The sequence below is a fragment of the Azospirillum sp. Sh1 genome (assembly GCF_008365135.1).
GTDB lineage: Bacteria > Pseudomonadota > Alphaproteobacteria > Azospirillales > Azospirillaceae > Azospirillum > Azospirillum oryzae.
The window spans coordinates 50,278-71,076 of the sequence record NZ_VTTK01000032.1 but is presented as its reverse complement, the minus strand read 5'-3'; the positions used below and the strand labels follow the sequence as shown (position 1 = coordinate 71,076).

Annotated in this window: 19 protein-coding genes; 8 read left to right on the top strand and 11 right to left on the bottom strand. The window is 69.7% G+C overall.

The window, feature by feature from the left end; translation table 11 throughout:
- Nucleotides 1–9 precede the first annotated feature (9 nt).
- Nucleotides 10–1,155, bottom strand: a complete 1,146-nt coding sequence (aroB, locus tag FZ029_RS25235; RefSeq protein ID WP_149272451.1) for a 3-dehydroquinate synthase — start codon at nt 1,153–1,155, stop codon at nt 10–12.
- A 49-nt stretch (nt 1,156–1,204) separates the two neighbouring features.
- On the bottom strand, nt 1,205–1,888 hold the full coding sequence (locus FZ029_RS25230) for a shikimate kinase (protein ID WP_247892492.1): 684 nt from the start codon (nt 1,886–1,888) through the stop codon (nt 1,205–1,207).
- Nucleotides 1,889–2,209: 321 nt separating this feature from the next.
- On the opposite strand from FZ029_RS25230, the gene FZ029_RS33145 reads away from it, so the two are divergent.
- The 3 genes from FZ029_RS33145 to FZ029_RS25220 are packed head-to-tail and all read left to right on the top strand — an operon-like array spanning nt 2,210 to nt 5,315.
- Nucleotides 2,210–2,350: a hypothetical protein gene (locus FZ029_RS33145; protein ID WP_174757190.1), complete on the top strand. Its 141-nt coding sequence runs from the start codon at nt 2,210–2,212 to the stop codon at nt 2,348–2,350.
- On the top strand, nt 2,331–4,241 hold the full coding sequence (locus tag FZ029_RS25225; protein WP_149272450.1) for a hypothetical protein: 1,911 nt from the start codon (nt 2,331–2,333) through the stop codon (nt 4,239–4,241). Before FZ029_RS33145 ends, FZ029_RS25225 begins: the two co-directional genes overlap by 20 nt.
- Before the next feature lie 42 nt (nt 4,242–4,283).
- A complete protein-coding gene (locus FZ029_RS25220) occupies nt 4,284–5,315 on the top strand; it encodes a site-specific tyrosine recombinase XerD (RefSeq protein ID WP_149272449.1) in 1,032 nt (343 codons plus the stop codon).
- 170 nt (nt 5,316–5,485) lie between these two features.
- Here the strand turns inward: FZ029_RS25220 and FZ029_RS25215 are convergent, their stop codons facing one another.
- Both FZ029_RS25215 and FZ029_RS25210 read right to left on the bottom strand, forming a co-directional pair.
- Nucleotides 5,486–5,797 (bottom strand): polyhydroxyalkanoic acid system family protein, encoded by a 312-nt coding sequence (locus tag FZ029_RS25215; RefSeq protein WP_149272448.1) that lies wholly within the window; start codon nt 5,795–5,797, stop codon nt 5,486–5,488.
- Nucleotides 5,798–5,869: 72 nt separating this feature from the next.
- Entirely contained in the window at nt 5,870–6,172 is a 303-nt protein-coding gene (locus tag FZ029_RS25210) for a 4a-hydroxytetrahydrobiopterin dehydratase (RefSeq protein ID WP_149272447.1), read from the bottom strand.
- A 141-nt stretch (nt 6,173–6,313) separates the two neighbouring features.
- Between FZ029_RS25210 and FZ029_RS25205 the strand changes: the two genes are divergently transcribed.
- Nucleotides 6,314–6,664, top strand: coding sequence for a metallopeptidase family protein (locus tag FZ029_RS25205; RefSeq protein ID WP_083896940.1), 351 nt, complete (start codon nt 6,314–6,316; stop codon nt 6,662–6,664).
- 41 nt (nt 6,665–6,705) lie between these two features.
- Here the strand turns inward: FZ029_RS25205 and FZ029_RS25200 are convergent, their stop codons facing one another.
- Both FZ029_RS25200 and FZ029_RS25195 read right to left on the bottom strand, forming a co-directional pair.
- A complete protein-coding gene (locus tag FZ029_RS25200; protein ID WP_149272446.1) occupies nt 6,706–7,317 on the bottom strand; it encodes a uracil-DNA glycosylase family protein in 612 nt (203 codons plus the stop codon).
- A gap of 7 nt (nt 7,318–7,324) precedes the next feature.
- On the bottom strand, nt 7,325–8,065 hold the full coding sequence (locus tag FZ029_RS25195) for an NAD-dependent deacylase (RefSeq protein WP_149272445.1): 741 nt from the start codon (nt 8,063–8,065) through the stop codon (nt 7,325–7,327).
- A 108-nt stretch (nt 8,066–8,173) separates the two neighbouring features.
- Here FZ029_RS25195 and FZ029_RS25190 point away from each other — a divergent pair, with 108 nt between their 5' ends.
- Together FZ029_RS25190 and FZ029_RS25185 are read left to right on the top strand one after the other, a co-directional pair.
- Nucleotides 8,174–8,671 (top strand): low molecular weight protein-tyrosine-phosphatase, encoded by a 498-nt coding sequence (locus FZ029_RS25190; RefSeq protein WP_149272444.1) that lies wholly within the window; start codon nt 8,174–8,176, stop codon nt 8,669–8,671.
- Nucleotides 8,672–8,740: 69 nt separating this feature from the next.
- Complete coding sequence (locus FZ029_RS25185) at nt 8,741–9,937, top strand: cyclic nucleotide-binding domain-containing protein (RefSeq protein WP_149272443.1); 1,197 nt, start codon at nt 8,741–8,743, stop codon at nt 9,935–9,937.
- Between the two features lie 20 nt (nt 9,938–9,957).
- Here the strand turns inward: FZ029_RS25185 and FZ029_RS25180 are convergent, their stop codons facing one another.
- The 4 genes from FZ029_RS25180 to FZ029_RS25165 all read right to left on the bottom strand — a co-directional run bounded on the left by FZ029_RS25180 (nt 9,958) and on the right by FZ029_RS25165 (nt 13,941).
- On the bottom strand, nt 9,958–10,446 hold the full coding sequence (locus tag FZ029_RS25180; RefSeq protein ID WP_247892490.1) for a DUF2000 domain-containing protein: 489 nt from the start codon (nt 10,444–10,446) through the stop codon (nt 9,958–9,960).
- Between the two features lie 44 nt (nt 10,447–10,490).
- Nucleotides 10,491–11,333, bottom strand: coding sequence for an AraC family transcriptional regulator (locus tag FZ029_RS25175; RefSeq protein WP_149272442.1), 843 nt, complete (start codon nt 11,331–11,333; stop codon nt 10,491–10,493).
- A gap of 13 nt (nt 11,334–11,346) precedes the next feature.
- The gene (gene fliG, locus FZ029_RS25170) at nt 11,347–12,369 is read right to left on the bottom strand and encodes a flagellar motor switch protein FliG (RefSeq protein ID WP_149272441.1); all 1,023 of its coding nucleotides are present in this window, start codon (nt 12,367–12,369) and stop codon (nt 11,347–11,349) included.
- A gap of 192 nt (nt 12,370–12,561) precedes the next feature.
- Nucleotides 12,562–13,941, bottom strand: coding sequence for a leucyl aminopeptidase family protein (locus FZ029_RS25165; protein ID WP_149272440.1), 1,380 nt, complete (start codon nt 13,939–13,941; stop codon nt 12,562–12,564).
- A 775-nt stretch (nt 13,942–14,716) separates the two neighbouring features.
- On the opposite strand from FZ029_RS25165, the gene FZ029_RS25160 reads away from it, so the two are divergent.
- Together FZ029_RS25160 and FZ029_RS25155 are read left to right on the top strand one after the other, a co-directional pair.
- A complete protein-coding gene (locus FZ029_RS25160) occupies nt 14,717–15,367 on the top strand; it encodes a glutathione S-transferase family protein (protein ID WP_149272439.1) in 651 nt (216 codons plus the stop codon).
- The gene (locus tag FZ029_RS25155) at nt 15,364–15,906 is read left to right on the top strand and encodes a GNAT family N-acetyltransferase (protein ID WP_149272438.1); all 543 of its coding nucleotides are present in this window, start codon (nt 15,364–15,366) and stop codon (nt 15,904–15,906) included. The genes FZ029_RS25160 and FZ029_RS25155 overlap by 4 nt, the downstream gene beginning before the upstream one ends.
- Nucleotides 15,907–16,086: 180 nt before the next feature.
- Here the strand turns inward: FZ029_RS25155 and gltB are convergent, their stop codons facing one another.
- Nucleotides 16,087–20,646 carry a glutamate synthase large subunit gene (gene gltB / locus FZ029_RS25145; protein ID WP_149272436.1) on the bottom strand — a complete coding sequence of 1,520 codons (4,560 nt, stop codon included), beginning with the start codon at nt 20,644–20,646 and terminating at the stop codon, nt 16,087–16,089.
- Nucleotides 20,647–20,799 lie beyond the last annotated feature (153 nt).

Here is a 20,799-nt window from a genome sequence, read left to right as displayed (position 1 = left end):
TTTAGTGGATCAGGCGGGCCGGACCGACTCGTCCAGCACGGCGCGGACGGCGGCGGCATCGACGTCGCGGCGGGTGAAGGCGTTGCCGATGCGGTCGGCCAGGATGAAGGTGATGCGCCCGTCCTGCACCTTCTTGTCCTTGGCCATCGACTTCACCAGCCCATCGACGTCCCAGGCGACGCCGGGAATGTCGGCCGGGCGCACCGGCAGGCCGACCTCGGCCAGATGGGCGCGGGCGCGCCGGGCGTCCTCTGCCGGGCACAGGCCGAGGCGGACCGACAGGTCGAAGGCCAGCACCATGCCGATCGCCACCGCCTCGCCATGCAGCAGGGTCTGGCCGAAGCCGGTCGCCGCCTCCAGCGCATGGCCGAAGGTGTGGCCCAGGTTCAGCAGCGCCCGGTCGCCGCTCTCGCGCTCGTCCACCCCGACGATGTCGGCCTTGGCGCGGCAGCTGACGGTCACCGCATGGCGCCGGGCGTCGCTGTCGCCGTCCACCACCCGCCGGCCGTTCCGCTCCAGCCAGGCGAAGAAGTCGGGCTGGCGGATCAGGCCGTATTTCACCACCTCGGCATAGCCGGCCAGCACCTCGCGGCGGGGCAGGGTGTCCAGCGTGGCGGTGTCGGCGATGACCAGACGCGGCTGGTGGAAGGCGCCGATCAGGTTCTTGCCGTGGCGGCTGTTGATGCCGGTCTTGCCGCCGACCGAGCTGTCGACCTGGGACAGCAGCGTCGTCGGCACCTGGATGAAGTCGATGCCGCGCAGGGCCGATGCCGCGGCGAAGCCGGTGATGTCGCCGATCACCCCGCCGCCCAGCGCCAGCAGGACGGTCGACCGCTCGATGCCGCGGCCCAGGACGTCGTCCATCAGCTGCTGGAAATGGGCGAAGTCCTTGGTCTTCTCGCCGGCCGGCAGGACGATCGCCGGCTGCGGCGCGATCCCCGCCGCCCGCATCGCGGCGTTCAGCCTGTCCAGATGCAGCGGCGCCACGTTGGCGTCGGTCACCACGATGGGCGCCCGGCCGCGGGTGACGGCGGCGATACGCTCGCCGGCATCGGCCAGCACGCCGTCGCCGACCAGGATGTCGTAGCTGCGGGCGCCCAGCTCCAGGCGGACGGTGTCGAGAGCGGCCGGGGTGGTGGCGGAAACGGAGGTCATCGGGGCAGTCCGCGAAGCTGGTGGTTCAGGTAAAGGGCGGAGACGAGGCTCAGGAGGCGTCGGTCTTGCCGGTTTCGGCTTTGGGGTCGTCACTCTTGCCGTGCCGTGCGCCGCGCGGCGCACGGTGGGGAAGCTGGACGCCGAAATGCGCCTCCAGCGCGTCGATCACCAGTTCCACCGTCACGTCGGGCGGGCGTTCGTCGCTGACCACGGTCAGGTCGGCCTCGGCATAGATGGGATAGCGCTGTTCCATCAGCCGGCCCAGGATGGCGCGCGGGTCGCCCTGGTTCAGGATGGGGCGGTGGGTGCGCCGGGCGGTGCGGGCGACCAGCACGTCCAGCTCGGCCCGCAGCCAGACCGACACGCCGTGCCCGCGGATGGCGGCGCGGGTCTCCGGGTCCATGAAGGCGCCGCCGCCGGTCGCCAGGATATGCACCGGCTCGTCCTTCACCAGACGGCTGATGATGCGGCGTTCGACGGAGCGGAAGACCGGTTCGCCGTCGCGGGCGAAGATTTCGGCGATGGTGCAGCCGGCCGCCGCCTCGATCTCGGTGTCGGCGTCGCGGAAGGGCAGGTGCAGGCGCGTCGCCAGCCGGCGCCCGATGGCGCTCTTGCCGGCCCCCATCAGCCCGACCAGCACCACGGTGCGCGGCAACAGCGGCGCCGCATCCTCCGCTTCCCCTGTGCCCGGGCCCTGGGCCGTCATCGCCTTGCGCAGTCCCATCACGTCCATCCGATCCGCCACCCGTACCCTTCGATGCCAGCAGGCCCGTGCCCCCGCCGGCCGTCACACCGCTGAAACAGACAACACTCATACCCGCCGACAGCTGGCCGGCACAAGCGCCCCGGCCCAATCCGGAAGCTTGGGAATAGCCGGTGGACGGGTTGCGCCGCGGTCCGACCTGTGGCTACACTGCGCCGCCTCCCGGCCCCCGGCCGGGGCCGCGGATGCTTTAGCAGAAAAGCCATTGCTTGTCCCAAGCCCTGCGGACGCAGGGCGTGGTAGCTCCGCTCCGCTCCTCCGTTTTTTCCGACACAACACGTCCCTGGTGCCATGAGCCGGTTTCTCTCGATCCTCCTCGTCCTGCTGTTGCTGGTGATCGCCGGTGGCATGGTGTTCCTCGCCTCGTGGGATCTGCCGGCTCCGTCGAAAACGGTGGAGAAGGTTCTGCCGGATGAGCGCTTCCCGCGCTGAACCCCGACCATCGGCCGGGGGCGTCCCCCGGATCGCTGTTCCGCTGCTGGCCGGGCTGCTGGCGGCCGGCTTGGGCATGGGCTGGGCCGTGTCCACCGCCGCCCAGGCCCTCGGCCCGCCGATCCGGCTGACGCCCGATGCCGCGGCCGATGTCCCGGCTCCCGCCGCTGCTCCGACCCCCGCGCCGCCCCCCGCTCCGGCGGTCGTGCCGCCCTATCCGCCCGTGGTGACCCCGCCGCCCGCCGTCTCCCCCGTGGTGGCGCGGCCGGCGCCCGTCGCAAGCGAGCCGTTGGGCGCGCCCGACCCGGACGGCGCCGGCACCCTCAGCGGCGTGCGGGGGCTGGGCGGCGATCCCTGGCGCGGCATCGGCCGGGCGGAGCTTCTGCCGCTGATCGCCGCGCTTCCGGCCGACACCCCGTCCCCCGCCGTCAAGGCGCTGGAGCGCCGGCTGCTGCTGAGCGCCGGCTCCCCCGCCGTCGCGACGGGAGAGGCGCCGCCGCCCCGCCGCTTCGGCGCCCTGCGCATCGAGAAGCTGGCGCGGCTCGGCGACCCCGGCGGGGCGGCCGATCTGGCCGACCTGCTGCCGGCCGCGCTGGCGGCGGACGAACCGGCGGCCAAAGCGCTGACCGATGCGGAACTGGTGCGCGGCGGCCTGGACTGCACGCGGGCGCTGACCCGCGGCCGGAGCTTCGCCTCCGCCTACTGGAGCAGGCTGGTCCTGTTCTGCCGCGCCCGCGTCGGGGACCGGGCCGGCACCGACGAGGCGCTGGCCACGTTGCGCGGCGCCGGCCGGCGTTCCGACCCGTTCCTGATGGTTGCGGAGGCGCTGGCCGGCACCGCGCCGCCGCCGGCCCGGATGCTGTCCCTGCAAGGCGACGGCGATGGGCTGCCGTTGCTGCTCGCCGCCATGCGCAGCGCGCGGATCGGCGTACCGCCCGACCGGCTGCCGCTGGACAACCCGCCGGCGCTGGCCGCCATCGCCACCAACCCCTCCACCGATCCCACCACCCGCGCCGCCGCCGGCGAACGGGCGGCGGCCTCGCTGTTCCTCGACGCCCGCCAGCTGATGGACCTCTATGCCCAGGTGCCGGCGGTGGGGGACGAGCTGCTGCGGGTGCGCGACATTGCCCAACGCGACCGCAGCGCCCGCACCCGCGCCCTGGTCCATCAGGCGATGGCGGCGGCGATGGACGGCCGGCGCCGCGTCGCCCTGGCCGCCCTCGCGGTGGAGCTGGTCGATCCGCGCCTGCGCGCCGGGCCGGTCGGCAATACCGCCGCCGGGCTGCTCGACAGCGTGTCGCCCAGTGGCGATGCCGCGGCGCTGGCCCCGGTGGCGGCCCGGCTCTATTACGCGCTCGGCCGGCTCGATCAGGCGCGGCGCTGGCAGGATCTGGCGCTGCGCAGCGGGCGGAGCGCCGACACCGCCTGGCTGTGGCCGCTGTCCGTGGTCGCCACCGGGCGCGGGGCCGACGATCCGCGCGCGCTGACCGCATGGCTGGACGAGGCGCTGCGCGGCGCCGACGGCTTTGCCCGCAACCGCATCGCCGGCCAGCTGGCGCTTCTCCAGGCCATCGGAGTCGCCATCCCGGACGAGGCGTGGATGAAGGCCACCGACGGCGCCGGCCCGCCCAGCGGCAGCGATGCCGGCGTCGATCCGGCGCTGTGGCAGCGGCTGGGAGACGCCGCGGCCGGCGGCCGCATCGGCGAGACGGTGGCCGTCGCCCTGCTGCTGATGGGGGAGGCCGGGCCGGCGGCGCTGCCGCCGGTCGTCACCGCCCGCGTTGCGGCCAACCTGAAGGCGGTCGGGCTGGAGCCGGACGCCCGCACGCTGGTCCGCGAGGCGATGGCCGCCATCGCCGGCCCGTCCGTGCCCGCCTCACCCGCCGAATGACCTCATGCCCGGGGAACCCACCACAATCATGACGCCGACACCATGACCGGCAGCAAGCCCCCCACCAAGGCCGCCGGCAAACCCGGTGCCAAACGCCGCGGCCGGCCGTGCAAGCCGCGGACGCTCGCCACCTCCCCGCACCTGGACGCCTTCCTCGACATGCTGACGGCGGAGCGCGGGGCGGCGGTGAACACGCGGCTGGCCTACGAGCGCGACCTCGCCGACCTCGGCCGCTGGCTGGCCCAGCGCAGCGTGGCGCTGGAGGCGGCGGGGACCGAGGATCTGCGCGCCTATCTGGCGGTGCAGAGCAAGGACGGCGCGCCGCGCACCGTGGCGCGGCGGCTGTCGGCGATGCGGCAGTTCTACCGGTTCCTGCTGTCCGAAGGCCGCCGTGTGGACGACCCCGCCTCGCCGCTCGACAGCCCCAAGCAGGGCCGCCCGCTGCCCAAGATCCTGACGGAGGCGGAGGTCGGCGCCATGCTGTCCACCGCCGAGGCGCGGGGCGGGCCGGAGGGCTTGCGGCTGGTGGCGCTGCTGGAGGTGCTCTATGCCACCGGCCTGCGCGTATCGGAACTGGTCGGCCTGCCGATGACCGCGATCATGCGCGACGGCCGCGGCCTGCTGGTGCGCGGCAAGGGCGGCAAGGAACGGATGGTGCCACTGTCCGACCCGGCGCTGGTGGCGCTGGCCGGCTACATCCCGTTTCGCGGCCACTTCATCCCGCCCACGGCGGGGGCGGGCGGCGAGGCCGGGCACAGCCCCTTCCTGTTCCCGTCACGCATCTCCGCCGAAGGGCACCTGACGCGCCAGCGCTTCGCCCAGCTGTTGAAGCAACTGGCCATCGACTCCAGGATCGACCCGGAAAAGGTCAGCCCGCACGTCCTGCGCCACGCCTTCGCCACCCATCTGCTCGACCATGGCGCCGACCTGCGCTCCGTCCAGAAGATGCTGGGGCATGCCGACATCGCAACGACGCAGATCTATACCCATGTGGTGACGGAACGGCTGAAGAAGGTCATGCACGACCACCATCCCCTGGCCCGCCGCAAGGTGGAGGAGCCTTCGGAGGGGTAGGGGAGGTAAGGATGGAGGGGAGGTGCGGGCTTCGATTGCCCCCTCCTAACCTCCCCCGCTTCGCGGTGGAGGGACTGCCGCTGCCTTATCAATCAAGCACTTGCCCCCTCTCCCGCGAAGCGGGGGAGGGTTGGGGAGGGGGCATTTGAAGCCAACCACTCCCACCACCCTTACTTCTTCTCCAGCATCAGCGTGCCCTGGCGGGTCACCTTGTTCTTGATCTTGTCGGCCAGAAGCGCCAACGCCCAGGGCAGCTGCACCTCCATCTCGACGCTGTCGTCCAGCACGTCGATGTGGCCGGCGATGGTCTGGGCCAGTGCCACGACGCGGAAGTTCAGGCGGTCTTCGGTCCAGCTGTCGTCGACGCTGGCCGCCACGGCGCTGAGGCGCGCCCGCGCCTCGCCCATGCCGTCGACCAGCCGGCGCTTGGCCTCCGCCCGGCCGAGCGAGTGGGGGATGGACAGGGTCAGGGGTTTCGGCATGGTCGGCGGCTCCGCACATCACAGGGCTAGGGTAACGCCCGCAAGCGGGCGTTGGGTCCCGAACCCATACCCTCAGCGGTCGTGCAGCGGCGCCATCTGGTCCAGCCGGTGGGCGAAGTCGATGTCGGCCTGGGTCACGGCGTCGGCGCTGCGGGTGTAGAGGATCACCTCGACCCGGCCGACGTCGTTGAACCATTCGGGATGGTGGCCGGTCTTCTCGGCCAGCAGGGCGACCTGGGTCATGAAGCCCCAGGCGGCCGGGAAATCGGCGAAATGGTAGGTCTTCCGGATGGCGTCGCGCTCCAACACCTCCGCCCAGCCGTGCAGTTCCTTCAGCGCCGTCTGGCGATGCGCGCCGACAAGACGATCGGACATGATGACCTCCCTTTCCTTAGTCACTCTTTTGCCGCCCGCAGCTTCTTGGCGAACGGGCGGCGGTTCGCTACCTTCTGCGGCATGATACGGAAACCTTCAGGTCCCCATACGGTTCCGCCCACGGTCGAAGACCTGGAGCGCATGGCCGAAGAGGCGCTCGACACCATCCCGGCGGAGCTGCTCGCCCCGGTCGGGAACCTCGTCATCCATGTCGAGGATTTTCCCGATGAGGATACCGAGCGGGAGATGGAGCTGGAAAGCCCATTCGACCTGTTGGGGCTCTATCGGGGCGTGGATTTGACGCGGCAAAGCGTCGCCGATCTGCGCGGTGGGCCGGACATGATCTTCCTCTACCGCCGCCCGATCCTGGATTACTGGTGCGAGACGGGGGAGGAGCTTCCCGCAATCGTCCGCCATGTCCTGATCCATGAGATCGGCCACCATTTCGGCTTCTCCGACGAGGACATGGAGCGGATCGAAACGATGGAGTAGGTGGGGGAGTAAGCGGGGGGAGTAGGGCAGGGCAGGGCCGTTCAGCCCTCCAGCGCCTCCGCCGCCCGGCGGCGCAGGGCCGGCACCAGCTCCTCCTCGAACCAGGGGTTCCGGTTCAGCCAGGCGGTGTTGCGCCAGCTCGGGTGCGGCAGCGGCATATAGGACGGGCCGTATTCCCGCCAGTTCGCCACCGTCTCCGTCATCGTCGCCTTCCGCCGTTCGTCGAGATAGCGCGCCTGGGCATACTGCCCGACCAGCAGGGTCAGCCGCACGTCCGACAGAGCCTCCAGCAGCGGCGGGTGCCACAAGGGCGCGCATTCGGGCCGCGGCGGGTAGTCGCCGCCCTTCGGCATGGTCCCGGGATAGCACAGCCCCATCGGGACCACGGCGATGCGGGATTCGTCGTAGAAGGCGGCGCGGTCCATCGCCAGCCACTTGCGCAGCCGGTCGCCGGAGGCGTCGTCCCAGGGGATGCCGCTGGCATGCACCCGCGCGCCGGGCGCCTGCCCGACGATCAGCAGGCGGGCGGTCGGGCTGCCGCGCACGACCGGGCGGCAGCCATGGGGCAGCACCCCCGCACACAGCGTGCAGGCGCGCACCGTCGCGAACAGGCGGTCGAGTTCCGAGCCGCCCTCCACAATGTCAACAGACACCGGTTCATCAGACAAGCGTCAGCAAATCCTGGACGAAGGCCGGCACCACCCGGGTCGCCGGACCGTGGATCGAGCTGTGGAAATAGGAGGCGCCCTCCGACGGTTCCAGGTTCAGCTCGACCGTATAGGCGCCGGCCGACCGCGCCTCCGCGACGAAACCGGCGGCGGGATAGACATGGCCGGAGGTGCCGATCGACACGAACAGGTCGCATTCCTCCAGCGCCCGCTGGATGCGTTCCATCTGATAGGGCATCTCGCCGAACCACACCACGTCGGGCCGCATGCCGCCCTTGCGTCCGCAGGTCAGGCAATGGTCGTGCACCGACAGGTCGCCCTGCACCTCCGTCACCGTGCGGCAATGCAGGCAGAAGGCCTTCAGCAGCTCGCCATGCATGTGCAGCGGGGCCTTCGATCCGCCGCGTTCGTGCAGGTCGTCGATGTTCTGCGTCACCAGCAGGACCTCGCCCTTCCAGCGCCGCTCCAGCTCCGCCAGCGCCCGGTGCGCCGTGTTGGGCTGCACCGCCGGATCGGCAAGGCCGCGGCGGCGGTCGTTGTAGAAGCGGTGGACGAGGTCGGGATTGCGCGCGAATCCCTCCGGCGTCGCCACATCCTCCAGATCGACTTGGCTCCAGATGCCGCCGGCGCAGCGGAAGGTGTCCAGCCCCGATTCCTTGGAGATCCCGGCCCCCGTCAGGATGACGATCGAGTCGGTCGGACGCAGTCGGTTGGTCAGCGCGGGTGAGGGCATGGCATTCCCTTAGCGGTTCGGAAACCGGTCATGTGGAAAACTGCTGCGGCGTACGCTCGTCGCGCCCGGAAGTAAAGCCGCTGAAAAGAAAGAAGGGGGATACCGCAGGTGGTCAAGGTCCTGTTCGTCTGCACGGGCAACATCTGCCGCTCGCCCACCGCCGAGGGGGTGTTCCGTCATCTGGCCGAACGCGCCGGCCTCGGCGGCCATGTGGTCGCCGACTCCGCCGGCACCCACAGCTATCACGTCGGCGAGCCGCCCGACCCGCGCACGCAAAGCGCGGCGCTGGCCCGCGGCGTCGATCTTTCAGCCTTGCGCGCCCGCAAGGTGGTGGCGGCCGACTTCACCCGCTTCGACCACATCCTGGCGATGGACCACGGCCATCTGGCCCAGCTGCGCCGCATCGCCCCGCCGGGCGCCACTGCGGCGCTGCGCCTGTTCCTCGACGACGCGCCGGGTCTGGAAGGGCGGGAGGTGCCCGATCCCTATTACGGCGGTCCCGACGGGTTCGAACAGGTGCTGGACCTGTGCGAGGCCGGATCGCGCGGCCTGCTGGACCGCCTGTCGCGGGAAAGCAGGTTCCCGATTCGCGAAAGCATCGGTTAACGTCTCCCCGTTCCCCGGCCGCTTGGTCTATGCTGCCGGGACAAAGCCCATTCGGAGCATCCGTCCGCCATGACCAGCGCAGCCACCGGCATCACCACGCCCGGCGGGATCCTCGACGGCATCGTCCTGTTCGAGGCGTTCACGCCGGAGGAGCGCGCCGCCGTGGCCTCGCGCGGGCGGGTGTTCGACGCCCCGGCCGGCACCGTGCTGATGCGCGAGGGCGACATCGCCAACTCGCTCTATGTCCTGCTCGACGGCACGGTGCGGGTGGTGCGCAACGATCCCTTCGGCGGTCAGGTGGAGGTCGGCTTCCGCCGCGCCGGAGACTGTTTCGGCGAGATGGCGCTGATCGACGGCGGCGCCCGCTCCGCCTCCGTCATCGCCGCCACGCCGGTGACGGTGTTCGAACTGGAGCGCGAGCTGTTCCTGGCGCTGATCTCCCCATCGCCCGACCTGCTGGCGAAACTGCTGCGCGAACTCAGCCGCATGATCCGCGAGGTGTCGGAACGGGTGGTGCGCGAGGATCTGGAACGCCGCGCCCGCATCGCCGAATCGGCGCTGGCCCGCCAGCGTGCCATCACCCAGGCGGTGACCGGGCTGGCGCATGAGCTGAACACGCCGCTCGGCGTCTGCGTCACCACCGCCAGCCACCTGCAGGATCTGGCCCGGCCCGGCAACGGCCCGCTGTCGTCCGAGGAATTGCGGGAACCGGCAGCATTGCTCGACGCCAATCTCGCCCGCGCGGTGGAACTGGTGGAGGCGTTTTCGGCCATCGCCGCCTGCCAGAACTCCGAACCGCTGGAGGCGCTGGAGCTGCGCCGCATGGCGGAGGACTCGGCGGCCCTGTTCGCCGTCCAGCATCCCGACCTGCCGCTGGTCATCCGGGTCGCACCGGGTCCCGCCTGCCCCTGGATCGGCTGTGCCCCGCATCTGGAGCGGGTGCTGCACCACCTGTTCGCCAACGCCGCCGCCCATGGCTATGGCGGCGGTCCGGGCGACGTCGAGGTGACGATCCAGCCGGCGACGCTGGATGCCGTGCCGGCCTGGAGCCTGACCGTCCGTGACCGCGGCGCCGGCATCCCGGCCAGCAACCTGCCGACCCTCACCGACGCCTTCTTCACCACCGCCCGCGGCCGCGGCCACAAGGGGTTGGGGCTGGCGGTGGTGTTCAACACGGTGACCGGGCCGCTCGGCGGCCGGCTCGCCTTCGACAGCAAGCCGGGTGCCGGCACCGCCGTGACGATCACGGTGCCGCAGGAGCTGTGACGGGCAGGAGGGGGACCTCCTCAGCCGTGCAGGGTCAGGCCCTTCACCGTCTTGTCGATCGCCTTCTTCGGTCCGCGCAGGGCCAGACCGACCAGATCGGGGGCGTCCGGGTCTTCGGCCCGGAAGGCGGCGCGGTTGGCGGCGTCATGGCCGGTGCCGAACATTGCGGCGACATAGGGCACCAGCGTCAGCCCCCGTTCCAGCGCGGCATCGCGGACGGCGCGCAGCTGCCCGCCGTCGGCGGCGAAGATCAGCATTGGTTGGCCCAGCATCCGGCCATAGCGGCGGCCGGCGCCGTCGACATACTCCTCCCCCAGCGCGTCCGGCGCCGCGGCGGCGATCCCGGTGGCGAGGAAGGCCGCGACGTTCAACTTCTGCCATACGGCCAAATCGGCGCGGATGACCAGCGCGACCTTGGTGTCGAAACGAATGGGGGTCTCGAAGCGGACGGGGGCGTCGGCGGGCAGGGTTTCGTTCGTCGGGCTGCTGGGCATCGGGCTATCGGGCATGGCGGTTGTCTCCTTTGCCCGACCAGATGCCGGATGATCGCGTCTCAGTCTGGAACGTTCGTGCACAGATCGCGATAGGCGGCCGGCGTCAGGCCATAGGCGCGGCGGAACCAGCGGCCGAGATGGCTCTGGTCGGCGAACCCGACCTCCGCCGCGACCAGGGCCGGCGCCTCGCCGTCGGCCAGCCGGCGCCGGGCGGCGCGCAGGCGCAACCGGACCAGATAGGCGTGCGGCGACAGGCCGAAGGCGGCGCGGAAGGCGCGGTTCAGCCGGAAGCGGTCGACGCCGGTGGCCGCCGCCAGCTCGTCAAGCCCGACATCCTCGGCCATCCGCGCATGCAGCAGCTCGCGCGCCAGGGCGGCGGCACGGTCGGGGCGTAGGCGTTGGCGGTCCGGCGGTGGGGCGAGATGGCCGGCCAGCCTCGCCGCCAGCCGGTCTACCGACAGGTCGCGGGCCAGCCGCCCCTCGCGCTGGTGCAGGGCCAGGAAGGCGGAGCGGATCGCCGCCGCAAGGCCCGGATCGTCGGCCAGCGTGTCGCGGAATCCCAAAGAGCCTGCGGCGCGCGGCACCATATCGTTCAAGGCATCGCTGCGGGCGGAAAGCAGCGGCACCGGCAGATAGAGCATGGCATAGGTGAAGCCATCCTCGCCCGGGCTGTGGCCGTCATGGGCCTCGCCGGGTTCGATCAGGATGACGCGGCCGGGAACGCTGGTGTGCAGCCGCCGCCGGCAGCGGAAGGCCTGCACCCCCTGCTCGGTGACCCCGACCAGCAGTTCGTCATGGTCGTGCAGGTCATAGGCATGGCCGCGGAAATGGGCGCGGATGGTTTCGATGCCGGTCTCCGCATCGCGGCGCACCGCCACCCAGTCGTCCTTTCCGCCGGGCACCCCATCCTCCCGATCAGTAGATCAACTCGTTCTCGCCGCTGCCTTCGGCCAGGACCAGCTCGCCGCGGGCGGCGAGGTCCTTCGCCAGCTGCACCATGTACATCTGCGCCTCGTCCACGTCGCGGACGCGCACCGGACCCATGGCGGCCATGTCCTCGCGCAGGATCTTCGCGGCGCGTTCGGACATGTTGGAGAAGAACAGGTCCTTCAGCGTTTCCGACGCGCCCTTCAGCGCGGTGCCCAGCTTCTGCTTGTCGACCGTGCGCAGCAGGGTCTGGACGCCGCTGGGGTCGAGCTTCGACAGGTCCTCGAAGGTGAACATCAGCGACTTGATGCGCTCGGCGCTGTCGCGGTTGCGTTCCTCCAGCGCCGCCATGAAGCGGTGCTCGGTGGTGCGGTCCAGTCCGTTGAAGATCTCCGCCAGCATCTCGTGGCTGTCGCGCCGGCTGGTGCGGGCGAGGTTGGTCATGAACTCGGTGCGCAGCGTGCGCTCGACGTCGTCCAGAACCTCCTTCTGCACCGCCTCCATGCGCAGCATGCGCATGATGACCTCCATCGCGAAGCTTTCCGGCAGCTGGGTCAGCACGCGGCCGGCATGTTCGGGACGGATCTTGGACAGGACGACCGCGACGGTCTGCGGATACTCGTTCTTCAGGTAGTTGGACAGCACCGACTCGTTCACATTCGCCAGCTTGTCCCACATGGTGCGGCCGGCCGGACCACGGATTTCCTCCATGATCTGGTCGACCTTGTCCTTCGGCAGGGTCTTCAGCAGCAGCCGCTCGGTCGAGTCGAAGGAACCGACGAGGGAGCCGGTGGCCGACATCTGCTCGGCGAACTCGACGAACAGGCGCTCGATCAGGTTGGCCGACACCGTGCCCAGGTTGGCCATCACCTGGGACAGCTCCTTGATCTCCTCGTCGTCCATCAGCGAGAACAGCCTGGTGGCATGTTCTTCACCCAGAGCGAGCATCATGATGGCGGCCTTTTCCGGGCCGGTGAGGGTCCGGTAATCCTCGCGAACCTTCAACGCCATCTGTCCGCCTCCGCCACGTCGCCGCCCACCTCGCGTCGGGGCGGGCGGTTCATTCTTACACGTTTGGTTTGCTGTTCTTCCGTTTTAATATGATCCGCTTGTGCATTCCATCCCTTCGGGGGCGAAGGGCGGGGACAAATTCAGCCGATTCCCCGCCCTTCATCCCATACTCCGCCTCCGCCGGCTGTACCGTCAGCCGAACCGCTTGGCGATCACCGCATAGGCGGCGCGCAGCCCAAGCGCCTCACCGCCCTCCGGACGGCCGGGGCGAGCCGAACCGTTCCAGGCATAGGTGTCGAGATGCGCCCAGGGCGTGCCCTTCGACACGAATTCCTGCAGGAACAGCCCGGCGGTGATGGCGCCTGCGAAGCCGTTGGTGGTGACGTTGTTGATGTCCGCCACCTTGCTGTCCAGGCCCTTGCGGTAGGGCGCCCACAGCGGCAGCCGCCACATCGGGTCGTCGACAGCGGTCCCGGCCTCCGTCAGGTCGTTGGCCAACGCGTCGTCGTTGCACATCAGCGCCGGCAGGTCGGGGCCGAGCGCCACGCGCGCCGCGCCGGTCAGGGTGGCGAAGTCGATCAGCAACTCCGGCTTCTCCGCATCCGCCTCGGCCAGCGCATCGCACAGGATCAGGCGCCCCTCGGCGTCGGTGTTGCCGACCTCCACCGTCAGGCCCTTGCGGGTCTTCAGCACGTCCTGCGGCTTGAAGCTGTCGCCGGACACGACATTCTCCACCGCCGGCACCAGCACGCGCAGCCGCACGGGCAGACCGGCCATCATGATCATCCGGCCGAGCGCCAGCGCATGCGCCGCCCCGCCCATGTCCTTCTTCATGATCAGCATGGCGGACGACGGCTTCAGATCCAGACCGCCGGTGTCGAAGCACACGCCCTTGCCGACGATGGTGACCTTGGGGTGTTCCGGGTTGCCCCAGCGCAGGTCGATCAGCCGCGGTTCCCGCGGGCTGGCACGGCCGACGGCATGGATGGCGGGATAGTCGCGGTCGAGCAGGTCCTGCCCGACGATCACCTCGACCGCCGCGTCGAACTCCGCCGCCAGATCCTGCGCTGCCTGGGCCAGTTCGGCCGGTCCCATGTCGCAGGCCGGGGTGTTGACCAGATCGCGCACCAGCCAGGTGGCGGTCGCCGCCCGCTCCACCTCGCCGCGGTCGGCCTCCGCCGGCCAGACCAGGTTGGCGAAGCCCTTCTCCGGCGGCTTTTTGTAGCGGCTGAAGCGATAGCTGCCGAGCGCCCAGCCCAGAGCCGCCCGCGTCGCCGCCCGCGCGTCCAGCGCCGTGTCGATCCGGTAGGAACCGGCCGGCAGCGAGGCGGGCAGGCCGGCGAAGGCCCACAGGTCGTCGATGGCCGATACGCCGGCCAGCACATGGGTGACGGCGCCGTCCGGTCCCGGCAGGAAGACGGTCGATCCGGCCTCGCCGGTGAAGCCCACCGCCTTGACCCAGGAGGCGACGGCCGGCGGCTGCCCGGCCAGCCAGTCGGCCAGCCCGGCCTTGGTCACGGGGGTGAGGGCGACGGTGTCCGGACCGTCAACGGCAAGCAGGGTGGCGAGCAAGACTGGGGATCCTTCTCACGAGATCACGTCACGCATCCGGAACGGATGCCCATCCCCCAAGGATGGCGCGCCGGGCGCCGGCTGGAAAGGGGTGGCATGCGCCGGGCAGGCATGGGCGGGTGTCAAGCAGGCAACATCTGCAAATTGTGAAGAGCCAAATTGCTTGTCTTGTGGGTGGAGCCTTGCCACCCTGCGTAACGCCGCAGCCGATATGGACAACCGACCTTCGCTGAGCCCTCGATCCGCGACTGGTACGCCATGTCGGAGGGAACCGGTGTGTCGGCGTGGTGGCCGTGCTCCGGAAATCCACACCCGGCGGCGGAAAGGAGGCCGGGAATGACGACTAACGAAGCTGTGGTCGTTGTGCTGATGATCGTCCAGATCGTCGTCGCTATCTGGGCGGCGAAACGGTGATCTAGGCCGGAAGGGCGCTTTCGAGGGAAGGCGCCCTTCCACCTCCGGAAAAGGAATGAGGCCCGCCGGTGGTGGACAGCGGGCCTCTGGCTTTGGAGGCCAGCATTCACTGACCGACTAACGAAGCTCCCTAGATATACGCTCGCTTCGGGTTTTCGGCAACGCCCCAGCGTCGCTATCAGCGGTAACGGCGCTAAGCGCCCCAACCGCCCGATGCCGGCTTACGGTCAGAATAGCGCGGGTTCGACCGCGTGGCAGGGCCGGTGATGTTCTCGTCCGGCGAGAAAACCATGCTTGTGTCCGGGTAGCCGGAGCAGCATCCTCATTCGCCGAACTTTACGCCCGATAGGATTTTTCAGCGATGTCCGACCTGACCCTGGTGATTGGGAACAAGACCTATTCGTCCTGGTCGCTACGTCCCTGGCTGGCGCTCAAGCAGGCCGGGCTGAGCTTTGCCGAGACCGTCATCCCCCTGCGCCAGCCCGACACCGCCGCACGCATCGCGGCGCATTCGCCGTCGGGCCGCGTGCCGTCCCTGATCCATGATGGCCTGACCGTCTGGGATTCGCTGGCGATCTGCGAATATGTGGCGGAATTGACGCCCGAGGCCCAACTGTGGCCGGCGGATCGGGCTGCGCGGGCGGTGGCGCGGGCGGTGTCGGCGGAGATGCATTCCGGCTTCGTCTCGCTGCGCAGCACCATGTCGATGGACCTCAAGCGCGACCGCAAGGGCGAGGGCATGACCGAGGCGACCGCCGCCGACATCGCCCGGATCGAGGCGCTGTGGGCCGACGCCCGCACCCGCTTCGGCAAACCGGCGGGCGGGCCGTTCCTGTTCGGCGCCTTCACCATCGCCGACGCCATGTTCGCCCCGGTGGTGACGCGGCTGGAGACCTACGGCGTCGCGGTATCGCCCGAGTCGCGCGCCTATATGGACGCGGTTCTGGCCCTGCCGGCGATGCGGGAGTGGATCGCGGCGGCCAAGGCGGAGCCGTGGGAATTCGAGCCATGAGGGATGCAGGCTTCACAATCAGGCCGGCGCAGCCGGAGGATGCCGAGGCGGTCAGCGAATTGCTCCGGGCGTCCTACCCGCCGCTGATGGCCGCAGGCTATCCGGCCGACGTGCTGGACCGCGCCCTGCCGGCGATGATGAAGGCCAACCCGCTGCTGCTGCGGTCGGGCACCTACCATCTGGCGGTCACCGCCGACGGTGCCGCGGACAGCGCCATTGTCGGCTGCGGCGGCTGGACCCGCGAGCCGCCGGGGCCGCCCTGCCAGCCGGTCGACCCGACGGTCGGCCACATCCGGCATTTCGCCACCCATCCCGGCTACCTGCGCCGTGGCGTCGGCACCGCCCTGCTCGGCCGCTGCATCGAGGAGGCCAGGGTTGCCGGTGTCCGCCGGCTGGAGTGCCTGTCGAGCCTCGTCGCCGAGCGCTTCTATGCGTCTGCCGGCTTCCGTCCCGTCGGCCGCCGCTCGGTGATCCTGGCGCCGGGCGTGCAGTTCGACAGCATCGTCATGGCGCTGGAGCTGCCCCCGACCGCCGGTTGACGCTACGGCAAATGAAAAACGGCGCGCCGTCCTGCCGGATGGCGCGCCTTTTTCATGTCTGGTCTTTAATACTCCCTCTCCCCGCTTTCGGCGGACCTTTGGTCCGCCTGTCGCGTCAGCGCAAACGAAGTTTGCGCGTGAGCGGGGGGAGAGGGGATTATCCGCTCCACGCGGAAGTTATCACTCCGCCGGGATGGCGCGCGGCAGGGTCACCGGCACGGCCAGACGGTGCAGCATCTCCTTCGGAACCACCTGCCAGAAGTGGCCGAGTTCGCGCTGCCAGTCGTTGAGGATCTCGGCGGCGAAACGGCTCTGCGTCTCGGCGACATGTTCCTCGATCAGGGCGCGGAGCTGGGCCTCGTAATGGGGCACCTCGATCCGCTGGAAGATGACGCTTTCCTCGTTGATGTGCAGCGGCAGCGAGTCTTCCGGGTCGTAGAGGTAGGCCATGCCCCCGGTCATGCCGGCGGCGAAGTTGTCGCCGACCTTGCCCAGGATCACCGCCGTGCCGCCCGTCATGTATTCGCAGCCGTTGGAGCCGCAGCCCTCCACCACCACGGTGGCGCCGGAGTTGCGCACCGCGAACCGCTCACCGGCCTGGCCGGCGGCGAACAGCTTGCCGGCGGTGGCGCCGTACAGCACCGTGTTGCCGATGATGGTGTTCTTGTTCGACTCCAGCGGGCTGCTGGTGGCCGGACGGACGACGATGGTGCCGCCCGACAGCCCCTTGCCGACATAGTCGTTGGCGTCGCCCATCACTTCCAGCTTGATGCCCTGGACGGCGAAAGCGCCCAGCGACTGGCCGGCGGTGCCGCGCAGGCGGACGGTGATGTGGCCGGGCTGCAGCCCGAACATCCCGAACTTCCGCGTGACCATCGACGACAGCCGCGTACCGATGGCGCGCTGCGTGTTGCGGGCGTTGTAGGCGAGCTGCATCTTCTCGCCTTCCTCGAACAGCGGGCGGGCGTCGGCGACGATGCGGGCGTCCAGCGTGTCCGGCACCTCGTTGCGGCCCTGCAGCGTGCAGTAGCGCGCGTTCTCGCCGGGATCGACCTGGGCCAGCAGCGGGTTGAGGTCGAGGTCGTCCAGATGGGCGCCGCCGCGGCTGACCTGATGCAGCAGATCGGTGCGGCCGATCACCTCGGTCAGCGAGCGGAAGCCCAGGCGGGCCAGGATCTCGCGGACCTCTTCGGCCAGGAAGGTGAAGAGGTTGACGACCTTCTCCGGCGTGCCGACGAACTTCTCGCGCAGCTTCTCGTCCTGGACGCAGACGCCGACCGGGCAGGTGTTGGAATGGCACTGCCGGACCATGATGCAGCCCATGGCGATCAGGCTGGCGGTGCCGATGCCGAACTCTTCCGCGCCCAGCATGGCGGCGATGACGATGTCGCGGCCGGTCTTCAGGCCGCCGTCGGTGCGCAGCCGCACGCGGTGGCGCAGCTTGTTCAGCGTCAGGACCTGATGCACCTCCGACAGGCCCATCTCCCAGGGCAGGCCGGCGAACTTGATCGAAGTCTGCGGGCTGGCACCGGTGCCGCCGGAGTTGCCGGAGATCAGGATGATGTCGGCGTTGGCCTTCGCCACGCCGGCGGCGATGGTGCCGATGCCCGACCGGCTGACCAGCTTCACCGTGACCTTGGCGTCCGGGTTGATCTGCTTCAGGTCATAGATGAGCTGGGCCAGATCCTCGATCGAGTAGATATCGTGGTGCGGCGGCGGGCTGATCAGCATGACGCCCGGCGTCGAGTGACGCAGCCGCGCGATCATCTCCGTCACCTTGAAGCCGGGGAGCTGGCCGCCTTCGCCGGGCTTGGCGCCCTGGGCGACCTTGATCTCCAGCTCGCGGCACTGGTTCAGGTACTCGGCGGTGACGCCGAAGCGGCCCGATGCCACCTGCTTGATGGCGGAGTTCCAGTTGTCGCCGTTCTTGTCCGGGCGGAAGCGCGCCGGATCCTCACCGCCCTCGCCCGAGTCGGACTTGGCGCCGATGCGGTTCATGGCGACGTTCAGCGTGCCGTGCGCCTCGGGCGACAGGGCGCCCATCGACATGCCCGGCGTGATGAAGCGCTTGCGGATGGCGGTGATGCTCTCCACCTCGTCCACCGGAACGGCGGCCTTGGTGGTGCGGAACTCCAGCAGGTCGCGCAGCTGCATCGGCGGCCGCTTGTTCACCTGCTCCGAATACTTCTTGAAGGTGGTGTAGCTGTCGTTGGTGACGGCCTGCTGCAGGGTGTGGATGATCCCACCCTCCCAGCCGTGGCGGTCGCCCGACTTGCGGAAGCGGTAGAAGCCGCCGACCGGCAGCGGCAGCGCCTCGCCGGCATAGGCCAGCGCGTGCTGCTCCAGAACCTTCTTCTGGATGCCGTTCAGGCCGATGCCGGAGATGCGGCTGACCATCGCCGGGAAATGCTCGGCGACCAGGGCGCGGCTGAGGCCGATCGCCTCGAAGTTGCCACCGCCGCGGTAGCTGCTGATGACCGAGATGCCCATCTTGGACATGATCTTCAGCAGGCCGTCGTCGATCGCCTTCTTGTAGTTCGTCATCGCCTTTTCCAGCGACAGCGAGCCGAGCAGGCCGCGGCGCTGGCGCTCGGCCACCGCTTCCTGGGCCAGATAGGCGTTGACGGTGGTGGCGCCGACGCCGATCAGCACCGCGAAGTAATGGGTGTCCAGGCATTCCGCCGTGCGCAGGTTCAGCGAGGTGAAGGTGCGCAGGTTGGAGCGGATCAGGTGGGTGTGGACCGCACCGGTCGCCAGGATGGCCGGGATGGCGGCGCGGGCCGGACCCATCGCCTCGTCGGTCAGGATGACGTGGTTGGCACCGCCGCGCACGGCGTCCTCCGCCTCCTGGCGGATGCGGCGCAGGGCGTCGCGGAGCGCGTCGGGGCCGCCCCCACCATTGGCATCCACCGGGAAGGTCGCGTCGATCTCCGCCGCCGTCTCGCCCATATAGGCGCGCATGGCGCGGAATTCGGCGGTCGTCAGCACCGGGCTGTCGAGTTGCAGCAACCGGGTCTGGCTCTCATCCTCGTCCAGGATGTTGCCGAGGTTGCCCAGGCGCGTCTTCAGGCTCATCACCCGGCGCTCGCGAAGCGAGTCGATCGGCGGATTGGTGACCTGGGAGAAGTTCTGGCGGAAGAAGTGGTGCAGGCCGCGGTACTTGTCCGACAGCACGGCGATCGGGCTGTCGTCGCCCATCGAGCCGACGGCTTCCTTGCCGTCCTCCGCCATCGGGTGGAGGATCAGCTCCATGTCCTCCATGGCGAGGCCGAAGGCCATCTGGCGACGGCGCAGCTCCTCCTTCTCCATCTCCGACGCCTCGCCCTTCAGCGCGGCGGACTTCACCAGCTCGTCCAGGTGCGTGGTGTTCTTGACCCACTGGCCCCAGGGCTTCTGGGCGGCCAGATGGTCCTTCAGCTCACGGTCGTTGAACAGCTTGCCGGCCTGCAGGTCGACGGCGATCATCTCGCCCGGGCCGAGGCGGCCCTTCTCGACAACCTGGTTCTCCTCGATCTTGACCATGCCGGTCTCGGAGCCGCCGATGATCAGGCCGTCGGTGGTGATGGTGTAGCGCATCGGGCGCAGGCCGTTGCGGTCCATGCCGCCGACGACCCAGCGGCCGTCGGTCATGGCGAGCGCGGCCGGGCCGTCCCACGGCTCCATCACCGAGTTGCAGTAGGCGATCAGCGCCTTGTGGTTCTCCGGCGTGGTCTGCGAGCTGGTCAGCGCCTGCGGCACCAGCATCATCTTGACCATCGGCGCGCTGCGGCCGGCGCGGACCATCACCTCGAACACGGTGTCGAGCGCGCCGGAGTCGGACAGGCCGACGCCGATCACCGGCTTCAGGTCGCCCATGTTGGCGCCGAACACCGGATGCTCCATCCGCGTCTCGTGCGCCTTCATCCAGTTGACGTTGCCCTTCAGCGTGTTGATCTCGCCGTTGTGGGCGAGCATGCGGAAGGGCTGGGCCAGCGGCCAGGTCGGGAAGGTGTTGGTCGAATAGCGCTGGTGGTAGATGGCGAAGGACGACTCGAAACGCTCGTCGGTCAGGTCCGGATAGAAGGTGGACAGCTGCTCGGCCAGGAACATGCCCTTGTAGATGATCGAGCGCGCCGACAGCGAGCAGATGTAGAAGTCGCTGATCTGCTCGCCATGCACCGCCTTCTCGATCCGGCGGCGGATGATGTAGAGGTCGAGTTCGAACTGCTCGTCCGACACGCCCTTCGAATTGCCGATGATGATCTGCTCGATCTCGGGCCGGGTCGCGTTGGCCTTCTCGCCGATGATGTCGACGTTGATCGGCACCTGACGCCAGCCATAGATGTAGTAGCCGAAGGCCAGGATCTCGGTCTCGACGATGCAGCGGCAGGCTTCCTGGGCGTCCAGGCTGATGCGCGGCAGGAAGACCTGACCGACCGCCAGGTTGTTCTCCGGCGGGGTGTGGCCGATGACCTTGACGTGGTCCTTGAAGAACTTCTGCGGCACCTGGACATGGATGCCGGCGCCGTCGCCGGTCTTGCCGTCGGCGTCCACCGCGCCGCGGTGCCAGACCGCCTTCAGGGCCTCGATGCCTTTCTCGACCACCGAACGGCGGGGCTTGCCGTCGATCGCGGCGATGAAGCCGACGCCGCAGGCGTCGTGCTCGTCGGCCGGATTGTAGGCGTGCGCAGTGGTCAGCGCCGCGGCGTTGGCGCGGAAATCGGCGACGAACTGCTCACCCTGGTTCAACTCGGTGGTCATGGAACGACCCTTTCACAGTCTGGACGTTGACCTGGGGGGCCGAAGGGAAGGCCCCCTGGGGTAGACGGTGGTTCTGATGTGGAGAAGGCGTATTGCCCCCTCCCTAACCCTCCCCCACCTGCGGTGGGAGAGGGGACTGCCGCCGCCTTCCCG

What these genes read in the sequence shown, in the direction of transcription:
- fliG (WP_149272441.1), bottom strand. Translation starts at nt 12,369, where the DNA reads ATGGCGTTGAAGGTTCGCGAGGATTACCGGACCCTCACCGGCCCGGAA.
- FZ029_RS25205 (WP_083896940.1), top strand. Translation starts at nt 6,314, where the DNA reads ATGGCCGAAGAGGCGCTCGACACCATCCCGGCGGAGCTGCTCGCCCCG.
- aroB (WP_149272451.1), bottom strand. Translation starts at nt 1,155, where the DNA reads ATGACCTCCGTTTCCGCCACCACCCCGGCCGCTCTCGACACCGTCCGC.
- FZ029_RS25160 (WP_149272439.1), top strand. Translation starts at nt 14,717, where the DNA reads ATGTCCGACCTGACCCTGGTGATTGGGAACAAGACCTATTCGTCCTGG.
- FZ029_RS25230 (WP_247892492.1), bottom strand. Translation starts at nt 1,888, where the DNA reads ATGGACGTGATGGGACTGCGCAAGGCGATGACGGCCCAGGGCCCGGGC.
- FZ029_RS25195 (WP_149272445.1), bottom strand. Translation starts at nt 8,065, where the DNA reads ATGCCCTCACCCGCGCTGACCAACCGACTGCGTCCGACCGACTCGATC.
- FZ029_RS25225 (WP_149272450.1), top strand. Translation starts at nt 2,331, where the DNA reads ATGAGCGCTTCCCGCGCTGAACCCCGACCATCGGCCGGGGGCGTCCCC.
- FZ029_RS25210 (WP_149272447.1), bottom strand. Translation starts at nt 6,172, where the DNA reads ATGTCCGATCGTCTTGTCGGCGCGCATCGCCAGACGGCGCTGAAGGAA.
- gltB (WP_149272436.1), bottom strand. Translation starts at nt 20,646, where the DNA reads ATGACCACCGAGTTGAACCAGGGTGAGCAGTTCGTCGCCGATTTCCGC.
- FZ029_RS25180 (WP_247892490.1), bottom strand. Translation starts at nt 10,446, where the DNA reads ATGCCCGATAGCCCGATGCCCAGCAGCCCGACGAACGAAACCCTGCCC.
- FZ029_RS33145 (WP_174757190.1), top strand. Translation starts at nt 2,210, where the DNA reads ATGAGCCGGTTTCTCTCGATCCTCCTCGTCCTGCTGTTGCTGGTGATC.
- FZ029_RS25185 (WP_149272443.1), top strand. Translation starts at nt 8,741, where the DNA reads ATGACCAGCGCAGCCACCGGCATCACCACGCCCGGCGGGATCCTCGAC.
- FZ029_RS25155 (WP_149272438.1), top strand. Translation starts at nt 15,364, where the DNA reads ATGAGGGATGCAGGCTTCACAATCAGGCCGGCGCAGCCGGAGGATGCC.
- FZ029_RS25220 (WP_149272449.1), top strand. Translation starts at nt 4,284, where the DNA reads ATGACCGGCAGCAAGCCCCCCACCAAGGCCGCCGGCAAACCCGGTGCC.
- FZ029_RS25215 (WP_149272448.1), bottom strand. Translation starts at nt 5,797, where the DNA reads ATGCCGAAACCCCTGACCCTGTCCATCCCCCACTCGCTCGGCCGGGCG.